Here is a 14,389-nt window from a genome sequence, read left to right as displayed (position 1 = left end):
GCCGGATCGGACTCGCTACGATGCGCCGGTGAATCAGACCACTACGAGGACGATCGCCGTGATCGGCGGCGATTTCATCGGGCCGGAGGTCACTGCGGAGGCCGTCAAGGTGCTCCAGGCCGTCACGGCCCCGGGCAGCTTCGACCTGCAGCCGTACGACCTCGGCGCGACCGCCTGGCAGCGGACCGGCGAGGTGCTGCCGGACTCGGTGCTCGCCGAACTCGCCGAAGCGGACGCCATCCTGCTCGGCGCCGTCGGCGCCGCCCCGAACTCCAAGGACATTCCGAGCGGGCTGCTGGAGCGCGGGCTCCTGCTCCGGCTGCGGTTCGAGTTCGACCACTACGTCAACCTGCGGCCGTCCCGGCTCTACCCCGGCGTGCCGACTCCGCTCGCCGCATCGGTGACCGAGGGCAAGGAGATCGACTTCGTCGTCGTCCGGGAGGGCACCGAGGGGCTCTACTGCGGCAACGGCGGCGTGGTCCGGGCGGGCACCCCGCACGAGATCGCGACCGAGGTCAGCGTCAACACCGCCTACGGTGTCGAGCGCGTGGTCCGGGACGCCTTCGAGCGGGCCACCCGGCGCCGCAACAAGGTCACCCTGGTGCACAAGCACAACGTGCTGGTCAATGCCGGCGGCCTCTGGCGCCGGGTGTTCGAGGCGGTCGCGGCCGAGTACCCGCAGGTCACCACGGACTACCTGCACGTCGACGCCGCGACGATCTTCCTGGCCACCGATCCGGCCCGGTTCGACGTGATCGTCACCGACAACCTGTTCGGCGACATCATCACCGACCTGGCCGCGGCGGTGACCGGTGGCATGGGCCTCGGTGCGAGCGGCAACATCAACCCGTCCGGGGCGTACCCGTCGATGTTCGAGCCGGTGCACGGTTCCGCGCCGGACATCGCCGGCAAGGGTCTCGCCGACCCGACCGCCGCGATCCTGTCGGTGGCCCTGCTGCTGGATCACCTCGGCCTGACCGAGGAGGCCGCGCGGGTGGAGAAGGCCGCGATCTCCGACCTCGCCGCCCGGACCGGCCGGCAGCGCTCCACGACCGAGATCGGCGACGCGATCGCCGCCGCGGTCTGAGCCGAGTCCGGAGCACGACGACTGAGCCTGTCGGAATCCTTGCGAGACAAGGGTTTCCGGCAGGCTCAGTGCAGTTCTCGGGTACGGATTCAGGGCGCGGACACCGATCAGGCGGCAGGATCGACCGACTGCGACGCGGACCGCTGCTGACGCCGGATCACCGGCGGCGTGACGGAATGGGCCTTGCGCGGCCGGCGGCGCGGCGGGGTGTCCGGATCATCGAGGACCCGGCGACCAGAGCGCGCCGTGGCGGACCAGTCCTCGGGATACATCTCGTACATGATCGACAACCTCACTCGTGCCTCGCAGTTTTGAGAAATACTAGGACACCAAAGTAATTCTTACCCACGATGCGATACCTGATTCTCAGTATTCGGACGGGCTTGGCGGCCTCCGGGAAGCTGCCACACTGAGGCCATGAGCGCTCCCCCGGAAATGCCTGAGTTGGTGACTCGGGCCCTCCGCATGTCCCTGGAGCGTGGTTACGTCCAGACCTCCCGCAGCGAGACCGGTCGGCTGCTGGCGACCCTCGCCGCGACCCGGACCGGCACCATCGCCGAGTGTGGCACCGGCTGCGGCGTCGGCGCCGCCTGGCTGCGCAGCGGTGCGCCCAAGGCGACCCGGGTGATCACGGCCGAGCTCGATCCCGAGCTCGCCCACGGCGTGATGGAGATGTTCGAGCACGACGACATCGACGTCCTGCACGCCGACTGGACCACGCTGGCCGACCACGCACCCTTCTCGCTGATCTTCATCGACGCGGGCACCGCCCGGACCACCGAACGGGAACAGATCGTCGACCTGCTCGGCGAGGGCGGCATGATCGTCCTCGACGACTTCGTCCCGACCGCCTCCTGGCCGCCGATCGTGGGCGGCCGGATCGACAGTCTGCGCCAGGCCTGGCTGTCCGACGAACGGTTCGCCTGCGTCGACGTGATGGTCGCTGAGGACACCTCGGTGTTGATCGCCGTGCGTCGCTGACGCCTTTCCGTGATCTACGCGGAATTGGAACTGCCCGTTCGTTCGGGCATGCTGTTCGCGTGGCGGAACGCGAACGGCTGCCGAAAATCGTGCGGGTGCTCGGCGGGCTCCTGTTGATGGTGGCGTTCGTCTGCATCTGTCTCTTCGTGATCACCCGGTACGCGGGCTACTGGGGCGTGCCGATGTTCTCGTTCCAGACCGAGAACGGCTCCCAGTGCACCAACACCTTCAACGGCCACACCTGCGACAAGGTGACGCTCGCCGACGTCGAGTTGTACGGCGAGGTCGACCTCCCCGACGACACGAAGGTGATCAAGGGGACCTATACGGTCACCCACGACTACGCGTTGGACGTCACCCTCGAGGTGCCCAAGCCGTCGGCGGACGCCGCACTGAAGGCACTGAACGGTTCGTTCGGCGCCTGCGGTGACCATCACACCGCCCTGGACCCGGAGGGCCTCGCCAACCTCTGCGCGATGTCCAACGAGAACGTCTTCGGGTCCAAGGACGAGCGCAACCGGAGCCGGCTGTTCAGTGTCGGCACCGGCGTCCGCAAGGACGGCACCCGGGTGATCGCGCTCAGCGTCAAGTCCCGCTGACCGGACCACCGTTCCCTCAGCCTGTCGAAGGAAGGGCAGGGTCCCTTCTGGTTCGGCACTTCGACAGGCTCAGTGCACACGTCGACGAGGTCAGTGCACGCTCGTCCAATCGGCGAACCGGGTCGCCCCGACCACCGGATCGTCGCCCGGCAGCAGCGTCCGCTCCCCCAGCCGGGCACCGAAGTAGCGCGCCGTGCGGTCGACCTCGACGTGCCGCGGGTCACCGGCCGCCGCCAGCGCGGTGCTCACCAGCTCGTTCAAGCCGAACGTCTCCGGTCCGGCCACCTCGCGGATCCCGTTCAGCGGCGCCGCCGTCGCGGTCTCGGCCACCGCCGCCGCCACGTCGGCCGCCGCGATCGGCCGGATCAACGCGTCCGAGAGCCGTACCGTGTCGCCGTCGGTGGCCTCGTCGGCGATCCCGCGGACGAACTCGAAGAACTGCGTCGCGTGCACGATCGTGTACGGCAGCCCGGAGCCGGTGATCAACTTCTCCTGGGCGATCTTGCCCCGGAAGTACGCGCTCTCGGCGAGCCGGTCGGTGCCGACGACGGACAGCGCGACGTAGTGGCCGACCTCGGCTCGGGCGGCGGCCTCGAGCAGCGTGGTCGTGGACGTGGTGAAGAAGTCGAGCACCGCCTGCTCCTCGAAGGAGGGCGAGTTGGTCACGTCGACGACCGCCTGTGCCCCGGCCAGCACCTCGTCGACGCCCTCGCCGGTCAGCGTGTTCACGCCACTCGAGGGTGATGCCGGTACGGCCTCCTGGCCGGCCGCCCGGAGCCGGTCGACCACCTGGGAGCCGACCAGCCCGGTACCGCCGATGACCACGATCTTCGCCATGTCCTGTCCTTCCGTCGGGAGCCGGCGCCGATCGCACCGGTCACTCGCTAGACCGCGCACGGCCGGGAACTGTGACAACAATCTCCGGTCGCTCCCGGCCCCGGCCGTGCGGATGGTGTCCAATGAGGTCATGTCGGCGAGCTGCAGCCTGGTCCCCGCGCCCGAGCCGAGCCGGGACCGCACGCCGTGACCGAAGACGCCAATCGGAGCCCGGCCCCGCCGGAGCCGCTGCGCCGCTTCGTACCGCTCGCGTTGCTCAAGCCGGCCCTGGCCGCGGCGCTCGGCATCGACGGCGGCCCGCTGTTCCAGATCCTCGCGGTCGAGGACCTCGGGCTGTCCGCCGCCGCGATCGGCACGGCGTTCGGCCTCGGCCTGCTCTCGCTGCCCGTCCAGGTGTGGGCGGCCCGGCTGCCGTTGCACCGGGCCCGGCGCAATCTGCAGTTGTTCCTCGTGCTCGCCGCCGCCCAGGCGCTGATCCTCGCCGGGCTGATCATGGTCGGCGCCACCGGCGGACTGGCCGCGACCGCCTTGGCGATCACCGTGACGGCGGAGATCTCGATCTCGGTGCTGTTCACCACGGCGTGGCAGCCGCTGCTCTCCACCCGGACCCGCAGCGTGGACCGGCAACGGCTCAACGCGTTCTGGTCGGCGATGGGGCGGGGACTGCTGGCCGGCGTGCTGGTGATCTTCGCAGCGGTGAACGTCGCCGGCCGGGCCGTGGTGCTGATCGCCCTGGCCGCTGCGGCCGTGGCCATCGCGGTTCAGCTGCGCCGGGTCGTCGCGGGCGACCCGCCGCCGGTCCCGGCCACGCCCACCGCGCCGCGGCCCGCCCCCGCGAAGGCTCCACTGGCCCCGGCGATGATCTGGATCCTGGCGAGTTTCACCTTGATCAACTTCGCCTCGCTGCCGATGTGGCTGGTCTATCTCGCCGAGGTGAGCTGGCCGGACGCGAACCTCGCCCTGGTCGGCGCCGTGCAGACGGCGGCCGTGGTGGCCGCGCTGCTGGCCTGGCGCAGCACCGACGGTCCGGTCGGCCGGCGGGTGATCGCCGGCACGCTGGTGCTGCTCGCCGGCAGTGCCGCGCTGCTGACGGTCGGCGGCACCGTGGCCGGTCTTCGGGAGCAGGTGACCGTGTTCGCCGTGTCGGCGGCGATCGCGGCCGGGTCGACGTACGCGAGCATCGCGCTGCTGGAAGCCGCGCACCGCCTCGTCACCGCCGAGAACAGTGTCCGCAGCTTCACCCTGCTCGACGTCGTCGACTCCTCCTCGCTCCAGTTCGGGCTGTTCGCCGGCGGGCTGCTGGTGACCGTCTCCACGGTCGGCCAGCCGGTCAGTCCGTACGTGATCTTCGTCGTCGGGACGACGCTCGCCGCGGCGGTCGTCATCGGCATCACCGTCCGGCTCCACCCGGGCTCCGCGGCGTCCTGATCCGTGCCGGTCAGTCGGCCGGGAACTGGGCCAGCTTGTCCGGGTTGAGGTGCCAGAGCACCCGGTCGATGCCGTCCGGCCCGGCCGAGACCGTGATCAGCGCGTACGGGACGCCGTCGCGGGACAGCAGCGCGGCGGCAGCGCCGTTGACCCGGCGCGGCGTGACCGTCGCGCCCTCCCAGAACCGCGGCGAGAACGCACGGATGACGCGGGCGATCCGGTCGCCGCCGAGGATCGGCAGCTTGGCCGCGCGGACCCGGCCGCCGCCGTCGGAGTACGAGACGGCCTGCTCCGCCAGCAGGTCCTCCAGCGCGGCGAGGTCGCCGCCGCGGGCGGCGATCAGGAACGCGTCCAGCAAGCGCTGCTGCTCGGCGGCGTCGACCCGGCTGCGCAGGTTGCCGGCCAGGTGCTTCCGGGCCCGGCTGACCAGTTGTCGGGCACCCGCCGCGGACTGGTTCAGCATGGTCCCGATCTGCTCGTACGGATAGTCGAACGCCTCCCGCAGCACGTACGCCGCCCGCTCGGTCGGGGTCAGCCGTTCCAGCAACAGCAGCACCGCGACCTCGAGCGCCTCGGCTCGCTCGGCGCCGAGCGCGGGATCGGAGCTGGTGTCCACCGGGTCGGGCAGCCACTGCCCCGGGTAGGTCTCCCGCCGCTTCCGGGCCGACTCGGCGACGTTGAGCGCAAGCCGGGTCGTCGTCGTGACCAGGAAGGCGTCGACGTTCTCCACCCGCTCGTGCGGATAGTCCTGCCAGCGGATCCAGACCTCCTGCAGCACGTCCTCCGCCTCGGCGACACTGCCCAGGATCCGGTAGGCGATCCCGAACAGTCGCGGCCGCAGCCGGTGGTAGTCGGCCTCCGCCGGCGACGTGATCACGCTCCGGAGAATACGCCCCGCGCGCCCGGTCGCGACGGAGCCGATCTTGGCTAGGCTCGGGCCACGCCCGCCGTACCCGACCCGGAGGCCGCTTCGCCATGGTCGTGCTGATGATCATCGCCGCCTGCTACGGCGTGGTCCAGCTCGCCGCCCTGGGTTCGGTCACCCGTACGGTGCGGATCTCCACCCTGCTGCTGGCCGCCATGGCCGGGGCGTACGCGTGCGGCGCCGTCGCCCTGATCGGTGAGATCGGCTGGACCCGGCTGGGCGCGCTGATCACCGGCGAGCCGCTCTACGAGGTGATCAGAACCGCCTCGCACACCGTCGACCCGTTCATCGAGGAACTGGTCAAGGTGCTGCCGTTGATCTTGATCGCGTTGCTGGCCCGTCGGCTGCAGAAGCAGTTCGGCGTCACCGACTACCTCCTGCTGGGTGCGGCGATCGGCACCGGCTTCGCTTGGATGGAAGCGATGTTGCGGTTCGCCGGCGACGCGAGCCAGGCCCTCGGCGACAGCAGCGGCGGCTACCTGCTGCCCAGCCTCGCGCCGCCGCAGATCACCGGAGTCGGGCCGACCCTGGTCAGCTGGTTGCCGCCGCCGGTCCGGACCGCCGACATCCTCGGCACGGCCGGCGCTGCGGTCAACCTGCACCTGGTCTGGACCGCGCTGGCCGGGCTCGGGCTCGGCCTGCTGGTCCGGATGCGCGGCTGGTGGCGCCTGATCGGTCTCGCCCCGCTGCTGTACGCGAGCGTCGACCACGCCATGAACAACGACGCGATCGTCAACCACCACGAGGGCTTCGTGGGGTGGCTGCTGTCCGTCGCCGAGGCGCTGCGCAACGTGCTGCCGTTCCTGGTCCTGGTCGGCCTGGTGCTGGCCGTCGGGATCGACCTGTTCCTGCTCCGGTCCGTACGGACGCAGACCGGGCACCTGGCCACGGCGGCCGAGCGGAGCAGCAGGGCCGGCGTCTTCGTCCTCTTCCGGTACGCGACCTTCGGGCCGCCCTGGTCGGCTCTGGTGGCGATCAGGTTCGCGCTGGCCCGCCGCTCGGTGCGCTACGCCCGCGTCGCGCAGCCCGATCATGCGCCGCCGTTGGAGGCGACCGTCCGCGAGATCGCGGCCATGATCGACAGCAGCTTCGACCGGGCGGCTTGGCGGGGTGATCGGCTCCGGAAGCTGCGCCCGTCGGTCGACCCGGTGAAGTTGATCACCAACTGGCGGGTCGTGCTGTGGTTGATCCTCGGCGTGCCGCTGTTCCTGTACTTCGTGCTCGGCGCCGTGCCCGCCACCGGCGGACTGCAGAACCTGATGGAGTCGCGGGCCGTCTTCATCGGCGTGGTCGCGCTGACCGTGATCGCGATCCTGTACGGGTTCTGGCAGCTCGCCCGGCTGATCAAGGTACTCCGCGGTCGTGATCATGGCGGCTGGGGCGAGGCCGTGCTGCGGACCGGGCTGCGGATCTCGATCGGTGCGGCCGCTCTGCTCGGCGCCACCGGCGCGGTGATCCGGGCACTGACCGGCACCGCCGGCAACGGTCGGGCCCTGGACACGTACCACATCCTGGAGGCGCTCGGGCAGGCGTTGCTCATTGTCGGGATCCTGATGGCGCTGGCCGGGCTGTTCGTGATGTTCCCGCCGGGCGGCGCGCTGGCCCTGGCCGGCGGCGGGATGCTGGCCGAGGGCGTGGCGATCGCGGGCATCCTCAAGATCGCCGCGGTGCTCGGGCTCAGCGGCATCGCCCTGATGGCCGCGGCCCAGAACGGCGGGTACAGCGGCGGTGGCGGATCGCCGCGCAACAATCAGGCCCAGAACCGGCAGTTCGACAGTGCGGTCCGGTCGGCCGAACGCGAACTGGGACGCCGGCTGACCCGGGACGAGGTGCAACGGGTCCATCGGATGATCTCGAAGCAGGGCTACACCCGCGACGAGATCATCGACCTCATACTTGCGGAGTTCGGGTGAAAGGACACAGATGAACGAGTCAGCTTCGCCGGAGGAGGCCGCCGCAGGCCTGATCGGGCTTCCCGTCTGGGGCGCGAAGCCGGGGCACGGCAGCTTCCTGACGCTCGAGTTCGGCGAGCCCAGGGCCGGCGATCCGGAACAGGGCAGCTATCACCTGTGGATCTACCAGTGCGCCTGGCGGATCGAGTTCGGAGCCGAGATCGGCGCGGGCAGCGAGGACCCGGACGAGAGGATCGGGGCGGCCGTCGGACGCCTCAACGGTCGCCGGCTCACCGCAATCACGTTCGAACGCCCGTCGCTGTCGACGATCTTCACGTTCGAGGGGGCCCGTCTGGTGACATTCGAGATCTTCACCGACCCGGCGGTCGACCGGATGGAGCAGTGGCTGCTGTTCCGCCCGGACCGGCTGGTCCTCGGCGTCGGCCCGGGATCGGCCTGGCAGCTCTCCCCCGCCGACCAGCCCTAGTTCCCGGTCACCGCAACCCGCGGGGCGACCTGGACCGGTCCGGCCAGCCGGGCCCAGGCGACGAAGGCGGACAGGATGCCGGCCACCCCGGTCTGGACGGCGATGCCCGGCATGCCCAGGCCGATGTTGATCGCCGTCGCGCCGATCATGGTGCCGACCAGGCCGATCGCCGCGATCGGGGTCAGGATCGGCAGCACCCGCGTCGCCGCGGGCACGATCAGACCGATCGCGCCGATGATCTCGGCGAAGCCCGCGATCTTGAGCAAGATCACCGGGATGCCCATCGAGCCGGCCTCCAGGAACTCCCAGGAGGCCAACGCCTTGCTGAAGCCGACGCCCAGGAAGAACAGGGCCAGCAGCCCCGTGATGATCCACACCGCGATCTTCATGCTCGAGCCTCTCCGGTTCGTCCGCTGTCGGCCGAGCGTAGCGTGCCGGTCAGCCGATGGTCACGGGTTCCGGCCAGGCGAATCTGAGGCAGGCGGGGCTTCCGTTCAGCCGGCCCTCGACGCCGCCCGGCGGCGGCACCAGCCCGCGTTCGACCTGGACCCCGCCGACGGCGGCGTAGAACCCTTGCGCGGCGGTGTTCTGTTCCAGCACCCACAGATGCAGGGCCGGTCGGTCCGCCTGTTCGGTGATCGCCGCCGCGGCCGCGGTGATCAAGCTGCGACCGATGCCGGACCGCTTCCGCGCGAACCGTACGTGCAGGTTGTCGACCAGGCTGCCCCAGCGTTCGTCATGATCGAACATCACGTGGACGAACCCGGCCAGACCGTCGGCGTCCTCGGCAACGATCGTCGCCGAAGCGTCCGGTGCGGCCAGCCGGGTGGACCACAGCTGCTGCCGGTCGGTGATCACGTCGCCGTCGAGAAAACTGTCGGCGTAGGCCCCGCGGTAGTGCCGGCGCCAGCTGTCCGCGTGGAGTTCGGCGATCCGGCCGGCGTCCTCGAGGACGGCCGGCCGGAGGCTGGGCTGTGTCGGGTCGGTCACCATGTTGTTGATCATCGCAGGCCGTCCTCGGCGGGTCGCCGGACGTACCAGGTGCCGAGATCCCGCCGACGAGTCAGCGACGGTGGATGCTGATGTCACCATCGCCGGAACGCGCGTCGATGGTCCGCGGCGCGGCGGGATCGTTCGGCAGCGTGCTCTCGGCGTCGCCGTCGTCCACCTTGGTCGTGATCTTGTACGGGCCGTCCGGAGCCGCCACGTCGATCTGCCCGTCGTCGGTCGTCGCGGACACGCTCTCCGGCGCGGCCAGGAAGTCGAGCCGGACGTCGCCGTCGCCGGACCGGGCGCTCACCCGCGGGGCGGCCAGGCCGGTGGCGCGGATCGTGCCGTCGTCGGTGACCAGGCTGAGCGGGCCGCGAGCGTCGTCCAGCTCGATGTCGCCGTCGCGGGTCTCGATCGCCAGGTCGCTGACGAACCCGTTCCCGCGCACGGTGCCGTCCTGGGCCCGTACCCGGAGCTTGGTGCCGGCCGGGACCTCCAGCCGGTAGCGGACGTCGCAGCGGGCGAACATCCCCTCGCAGTGCGAGGTCAGTTCCAGCGTCCGGCCCGCTTCGAGCCTCCAGTCGGCGCCCGTGTTGCCGAGCCACTTGTTGGTCTTGAACCACCGGGTCACCGAGACCCGGCCGTCCTGGCCCGTGACCGGGACGAGTTCGAGATCGCCGTCGTCGGCGACCACGGTGAGCTCCGGACCGGAGAAGTCGAACGACTTCTGCTCCGGGTTCTGATTGCGCCAGGCAGACCAGCCGGCGCTGACCCCGACGACCACGAGGAGGACGACTACGACGATGGCGACCCGTTTCGGCTTCATACCCATGAACCTAGGCAAGATCAACAGCCACCGGAATCCGGGCAACCTCCGAGTCCGACTTCGGGTTTTCCCCACCATCGGCCGATCGTTCTCGATCAGGACGGGAGTGGAGACCGCCGGGACACGTCGATCCCGAACAGGTGTCCATGATCAACGAGCGGGCTACTTCCGGGTCATGGGCGAGGCGCGGAACAGGCCGGCCATGGCTCTCGGCCGGGGAGCGACGGAGCCGCCCTCGACCGCGGCCGAGATCTCGGGAGCCGGGAGGACACGGGTTCGCCGGTGCCTGACCACCAGCCACAGGCCGATCAGGGCGCTGGCGATGCCGGGCGCGACTCCGGCGAGCAGCATGCCCGCCTGCGGGCCCAGACGCTCATCGACCGTGCCGACGAGGATTCCGCCGACCGACGCGCTGCTGTAGAAGACGAGGAGGTAGAGGGCCATCACCCGGCCGCGGATCGCGCCGGGGGTCGCCAATTGCACACTCGAGATGTTCGTCGTGTACAGCAGCATCGTGAAGGCGCCGATTCCCAGCAGGACCACGCAGAAGAGCACGGGAAGCGCGGCCACCGCGGCGACCGCGTACAGCACGGAGAGGGCACCCGCGAACACCATGAGCGTCCGAACCCGGGACCGCCCCTGCCGGGCCGAGATGAGGGCTCCGACGAGCGAGCCGACCGCAACCACCGAGGTGAGCAAGCCGTAGCCGCTCGCGCCGATGTCGAACACCGAATGCGCGTACGCGGCGAGCGTGACGGCCAGGTTCGCCGTGAACATGCCGAACACTCCGATCAGGATCGTCGGCACCACGATGTCGGTACGGCCCGCGGCGAAGCGCAGGCCGGCCCGGAACTGCCCGCGCTGTGCTGGTGCGGGCGGGGCTGTGTGCAGTTCCTGGTCCCGGATCCGGCTCAGGGCGATGACCGGCGCCAGATACGACACCGCGGTGATCAAGAACGACCAGCCCGGTCCGACGACACCGAGCAGCACACCGCTGAGGGCCGGCCCGACCAGGCCGCCGAGCTGGAACAGCGCGTTGCTCAGGCTGACCGCATTACGCAGCTGGTCCGGGCCGACCATCTCGTGGATGAACGCCTGGCGGGCCGGGTCGTTGAGCGCGATGCAGACCCCGACGCCGACCGCCACCAGCTGAACGTGCCAGGCCTGCACGACCCCGGTCAGGGTGAGCAGCGCCAACGTGGCGGCCAGCAGGCCCAGCCCGGACGAGGCGCACAACAGGATGCGGCGCTTCGGGAACCGATCGGCCAGCGCACCGCCGACCACGCCCAGCGCGATCGTCGGGACGAAGATCAACGCCGTGGTGAGTCCGACCGCGGCCGGGCTGCCGGTCAGGCTGAGGACCAGCCAGCCCTGGGCGATGCTCAGCACCCACCAGCCGGTGCTGGAGAAGATCTGCCCGGTCGCGAACAACCGGAAGTTGCGAGTCCGCAGCGAGGAGAACGTCGTCCGGCGCGGCGTCGACGGGGAGGCGATGGGTCCCCGACGGTTCAGGTAGGTCACGAGCGTCCACATCGTTGATCGGAGTACCGGCGTGATCAACCCTCGCAGGAATCCGATCATGACGAAACGGAATCGACGCGATAATTGTCATTCGCTTCTCCGATAACCGGGACGCACGACCGCCGGTGCGAAATCAGCAGGCGGCGGCTCGGCCGGTGATCAACAATGGCCGGATGACCGAGGAGTTTCTCGAGGAGCGGCTGGCCGCGGACGACTCGCTCGTGGCCGAGATCGCGGATCGGTACGGCCTCGGGCGCCCGGCCGCCTGGTGCGATCTCGGCGGGAGTTGGACGACGAACCTGCGACTGGAGCTGCCGGGGCGGGAGCCGCTGGTCGCCCGGATCCATCGCGCCTACGCTCCACCCGAACGGCTGGCCGCGGTGCAGGCGGCCCGGATCGCCGTCGCCGACGCCGGGCTTCCCGCGATCCGGCCGCTGGCCACGCCCGGCGGCGCCTCGTACGTCAGGCTCGGCAACGGACGGCTCGCCGAACTCGAGCCGTTCGTCGCCTGGAACGAACGGATGAACACCGCGGCGCGGCTCGAATCGGGGTCCGTCGTGTTCGGCCGGCTCCACGACGCCCTCCGGAACGCCGCGCTCCCGGCGGCCGGCCGGACGACGAGCGCGGCCAACCACATCCACGCCGAGGTCGCGCTCGCTGCGTCACGACGGGGCGCGGACCGGATCCGGGGTTGGGGCGACGCCGTGCTGACCGACCTCGCCCACCGTGCGGTGCGCCATCTCGAGGCCGTCGCCGAGGCGGAGGAACCGCTGCTGGACCGGCAGCTCACCCAGATCGTGCACGGCGACTTCTGGGACAACAACATCGTCTTCCGCGACGGTCGTCTCGCGGCCATCCTGGACTTCGACTTCATGGCGGCCCGGCCGAGGATCGACCACCTGGCGCTGACGGTCTACTTCTTCCTGCTGGAACCGGGCCGGGCCCTTCCGACGGCGACCGACCGCGCCCAGGCGCGTCGCCTCGTCGACGCCTACGACGCCGGGACCACGCGACCGCTCGCCACCGAGGAGCGGGCGATGCTGCCGCTCGCGATCGCCCGGCAACCGGCCTGGTCCCTCGGTCGCTGGGCCTTGGTTCTGGACGACAGGGACGCCCGGGAGCACGTCAACCACGTCGTCGGCGAGCTCCCGGTCGCCCAAGCCGTGCTGGCCGAACTCCCGGCCTGGCAGGACGCGCTGCTCGGCTAGTGTCACTAGCTGGGCTGCGGCAGGCCGAGCAAGCCGCGGACGGCGCGCTCGGTCAGGTCGGCGTCGTGCGGCGCTCCGGTCACGCCCGACGTGACGCCCTCCAGCACACCGATGTAGGCCCGCGCGACCATGCGCGGCGGTGGGCCGGGCGGCAGGCTCCCCCGCCGGCGCCCCAGCGTGATCAACTTCGCCAGGTCGTCGATCAGCGGGCCGACCACCCGGGACAACGCATCGGCGACCGGATGGTCGCGGCCGGCGAACTCCACCCGCAGGCTCATCAGCACCGCCGCGATGTGCTTGCGGCAGTAGCGGGCGTGCGCCCGGGCGGTCCAGACCAGCCGCTCGGCCGGGTCCTCGATCTCGTCGGCGGGATCGCCGACCTCGGCCCGCCAGGTCTGGTCCACCCACTCGATCACGGCCAGCGCCAACTCGTCCTTGTTGGCGAAGAGGTGATAGAGCGCACCCCGGGTGTAGCCGGCGTCCCGGGCGATGTCGTCCAGGCGCACGTTGCCGTACCCGTAGGTGGAGAACCCGCGGGCAGCCGACTCGAGCAGCCTGCTCCGGGTCCGTTCGGTGCGCTCCGCCTGGGTCCGCCGGGGCCGAGGACCCTCGCCGTCGTTGGTGATCACAGACACAAACATACATGGATGCACGCATGTGTGACCAAGCTCGCGTTGCCGGCGTGCCGGGCATCGGCGTACGTTCATGATCATGAACGGTGATCAGCAGGACACCAGCCGACTCGGCGTACCCGCCGCGGACCGCTTCTACTCCAGCCTGGCGAACCGGGACGGCGCCGCGCTGCTCGACTCCCTCGACGAGGACTTCGTGCTGACCCTGAGCCCGGGGCTGCCGCTGCCGACCGCCCGGGAGCATCACGGCCGGGCCGCGGCCGTGTCCGAGGTCTGGGGACGGATCCCGGCGGGCTTCGAACTCCGCTGCGAGCCGGACCGGGCGATCACGGCCGGTGCCGACGAGGTCGTCGTCCTCGGCCACTATCGCGGCGACGGCTGGGAGGCCCCGTTCGCGCATCTGCTGACCACCAAGGACGGCCGGCTCGCCTCCCTGCGCCAGCTCACCGACACCCGCTGCTGGCCCGACCCGCCCGCGGCTCCGCACGTTCCGGACGAAGCGAGGTCATGATGCGACTCACCGCCGGCAAGGTCGGCGCCGGGGCCTGGATGTTCACCGGCCTGGTCCACAACGTGCTCAGCCTGATCCTGCCCGACGACCCGGTGCTGGCCGAGGCGCTGCGGGCGTCCGCCCTCCAGGTCGGGCCGTTCTCGCTCAACTCGGCGTCACTGCACCAGGGCATCAGCCTGGCGATGGGGCTGGCCATGTTCGTGGTCGGGCTGCTGCTGTGGATGATCATCCGGGCCCTGCCGGCCGAGAAGCTCCGGCCGTTCGGGATCGTCGCCCTGGCCGCCTCGCTGGCCGCACTCGGGCTGGCGATCGCCATGATCCCCGGGCCGCCGGTGATCACGTTCACGGTCGCGTCGGCCGCCTTCGTGATCGCTCTGGCCGGCCGGACCCGGACCACCGTCCGGACCGAGGCGGTGCCGACCGCACGCTGACCCGTACCCGGAAAGGGAAACGCGCCGGCCGGAG

At 70.8% G+C, this 14,389-nt stretch carries 17 protein-coding genes; 9 read left to right on the top strand and 8 right to left on the bottom strand.

All coding sequences use genetic code 11. The annotated features are described in order from the left end of the window. Nucleotides 1-28 precede the first annotated feature (28 nt). Nucleotides 29-1,087: a 3-isopropylmalate dehydrogenase gene (locus tag AC6CCG_RS15850; RefSeq protein WP_496655541.1), complete on the top strand. Its 1,059-nt coding sequence runs from the start codon at nucleotides 29-31 to the stop codon at nucleotides 1,085-1,087. A gap of 107 nt (nucleotides 1,088-1,194) precedes the next feature. Here AC6CCG_RS15850 and AC6CCG_RS15845 read toward each other — a convergent pair whose 3' ends face one another. Then, nucleotides 1,195-1,368 carry a hypothetical protein gene (locus tag AC6CCG_RS15845; protein ID WP_496655540.1) on the bottom strand — a complete coding sequence of 58 codons (174 nt, stop codon included), beginning with the start codon at nucleotides 1,366-1,368 and terminating at the stop codon, nucleotides 1,195-1,197. A 136-nt stretch (nucleotides 1,369-1,504) separates the two neighbouring features. On the opposite strand from AC6CCG_RS15845, the gene AC6CCG_RS15840 reads away from it, so the two are divergent. After that, nucleotides 1,505-2,068 (top strand): O-methyltransferase, encoded by a 564-nt coding sequence (locus tag AC6CCG_RS15840; protein ID WP_496655539.1) that lies wholly within the window; start codon nucleotides 1,505-1,507, stop codon nucleotides 2,066-2,068. A gap of 59 nt (nucleotides 2,069-2,127) precedes the next feature. After that, a complete protein-coding gene (locus tag AC6CCG_RS15835) occupies nucleotides 2,128-2,667 on the top strand; it encodes a hypothetical protein (RefSeq protein ID WP_496655538.1) in 540 nt (179 codons plus the stop codon). Between the two features lie 90 nt (nucleotides 2,668-2,757). On the opposite strand, the gene AC6CCG_RS15830 is transcribed toward AC6CCG_RS15835, so the two are convergent. After that, nucleotides 2,758-3,504, bottom strand: a complete 747-nt coding sequence (locus AC6CCG_RS15830; protein ID WP_496655537.1) for an SDR family oxidoreductase — start codon at nucleotides 3,502-3,504, stop codon at nucleotides 2,758-2,760. Nucleotides 3,505-3,690: 186 nt separating this feature from the next. Between AC6CCG_RS15830 and AC6CCG_RS15825 the strand changes: the two genes are divergently transcribed. Further along, the gene (locus AC6CCG_RS15825) at nucleotides 3,691-4,932 is read left to right on the top strand and encodes a hypothetical protein (RefSeq protein ID WP_496655536.1); all 1,242 of its coding nucleotides are present in this window, start codon (nucleotides 3,691-3,693) and stop codon (nucleotides 4,930-4,932) included. A 10-nt stretch (nucleotides 4,933-4,942) separates the two neighbouring features. Here the strand turns inward: AC6CCG_RS15825 and AC6CCG_RS15820 are convergent, their stop codons facing one another. Next, nucleotides 4,943-5,809: an RNA polymerase sigma-70 factor gene (locus AC6CCG_RS15820; protein ID WP_496655535.1), complete on the bottom strand. Its 867-nt coding sequence runs from the start codon at nucleotides 5,807-5,809 to the stop codon at nucleotides 4,943-4,945. A 110-nt stretch (nucleotides 5,810-5,919) separates the two neighbouring features. Here AC6CCG_RS15820 and AC6CCG_RS15815 point away from each other — a divergent pair, with 110 nt between their 5' ends. Continuing rightward, nucleotides 5,920-7,770, top strand: coding sequence for a PrsW family glutamic-type intramembrane protease (locus tag AC6CCG_RS15815; RefSeq protein WP_496655534.1), 1,851 nt, complete (start codon nucleotides 5,920-5,922; stop codon nucleotides 7,768-7,770). 10 nt (nucleotides 7,771-7,780) lie between these two features. Then, nucleotides 7,781-8,236: a hypothetical protein gene (locus tag AC6CCG_RS15810; RefSeq protein WP_496655533.1), complete on the top strand. Its 456-nt coding sequence runs from the start codon at nucleotides 7,781-7,783 to the stop codon at nucleotides 8,234-8,236. On the opposite strand, the gene AC6CCG_RS15805 is transcribed toward AC6CCG_RS15810, so the two are convergent. The 4 genes from AC6CCG_RS15805 to AC6CCG_RS15790 form a co-directional block, all read right to left on the bottom strand. Then, nucleotides 8,233-8,625, bottom strand: coding sequence for a DoxX family protein (locus tag AC6CCG_RS15805; protein WP_496655532.1), 393 nt, complete (start codon nucleotides 8,623-8,625; stop codon nucleotides 8,233-8,235). The genes AC6CCG_RS15810 and AC6CCG_RS15805 overlap by 4 nt on opposite strands. 49 nt (nucleotides 8,626-8,674) lie before the next feature. Continuing rightward, nucleotides 8,675-9,241: a GNAT family N-acetyltransferase gene (locus tag AC6CCG_RS15800; RefSeq protein ID WP_496655531.1), complete on the bottom strand. Its 567-nt coding sequence runs from the start codon at nucleotides 9,239-9,241 to the stop codon at nucleotides 8,675-8,677. A gap of 58 nt (nucleotides 9,242-9,299) precedes the next feature. Further along, nucleotides 9,300-10,052 carry a DUF4097 family beta strand repeat-containing protein gene (locus AC6CCG_RS15795; RefSeq protein WP_496655530.1) on the bottom strand — a complete coding sequence of 251 codons (753 nt, stop codon included), beginning with the start codon at nucleotides 10,050-10,052 and terminating at the stop codon, nucleotides 9,300-9,302. Between the two features lie 162 nt (nucleotides 10,053-10,214). Continuing rightward, complete coding sequence (locus AC6CCG_RS15790) at nucleotides 10,215-11,585, bottom strand: MFS transporter (protein ID WP_496655529.1); 1,371 nt, start codon at nucleotides 11,583-11,585, stop codon at nucleotides 10,215-10,217. 161 nt (nucleotides 11,586-11,746) lie between these two features. On the opposite strand from AC6CCG_RS15790, the gene AC6CCG_RS15785 reads away from it, so the two are divergent. Next, the gene (locus tag AC6CCG_RS15785) at nucleotides 11,747-12,781 is read left to right on the top strand and encodes a phosphotransferase enzyme family protein (RefSeq protein ID WP_496655528.1); all 1,035 of its coding nucleotides are present in this window, start codon (nucleotides 11,747-11,749) and stop codon (nucleotides 12,779-12,781) included. Nucleotides 12,782-12,786: 5 nt separating this feature from the next. Here AC6CCG_RS15785 and AC6CCG_RS15780 read toward each other — a convergent pair whose 3' ends face one another. After that, nucleotides 12,787-13,410 (bottom strand): TetR/AcrR family transcriptional regulator, encoded by a 624-nt coding sequence (locus AC6CCG_RS15780; protein WP_496655527.1) that lies wholly within the window; start codon nucleotides 13,408-13,410, stop codon nucleotides 12,787-12,789. An 82-nt stretch (nucleotides 13,411-13,492) separates the two neighbouring features. Here AC6CCG_RS15780 and AC6CCG_RS15775 point away from each other — a divergent pair, with 82 nt between their 5' ends. Continuing rightward, complete coding sequence (locus tag AC6CCG_RS15775; RefSeq protein WP_496655526.1) at nucleotides 13,493-13,924, top strand: nuclear transport factor 2 family protein; 432 nt, start codon at nucleotides 13,493-13,495, stop codon at nucleotides 13,922-13,924. Continuing rightward, nucleotides 13,921-14,355: an LIC_13387 family protein gene (locus AC6CCG_RS15770; RefSeq protein ID WP_496655525.1), complete on the top strand. Its 435-nt coding sequence runs from the start codon at nucleotides 13,921-13,923 to the stop codon at nucleotides 14,353-14,355. The genes AC6CCG_RS15775 and AC6CCG_RS15770 overlap by 4 nt, the downstream gene beginning before the upstream one ends. The last annotated feature ends 34 nt before the right edge of the window (nucleotides 14,356-14,389 follow it).

This window comes from Microlunatus sp. YIM B11417 (genome assembly GCF_059617205.1).
The sequence above is the reverse complement of the archived record's forward strand: the minus strand, read 5'-3'. Positions and strand labels throughout refer to the sequence as shown.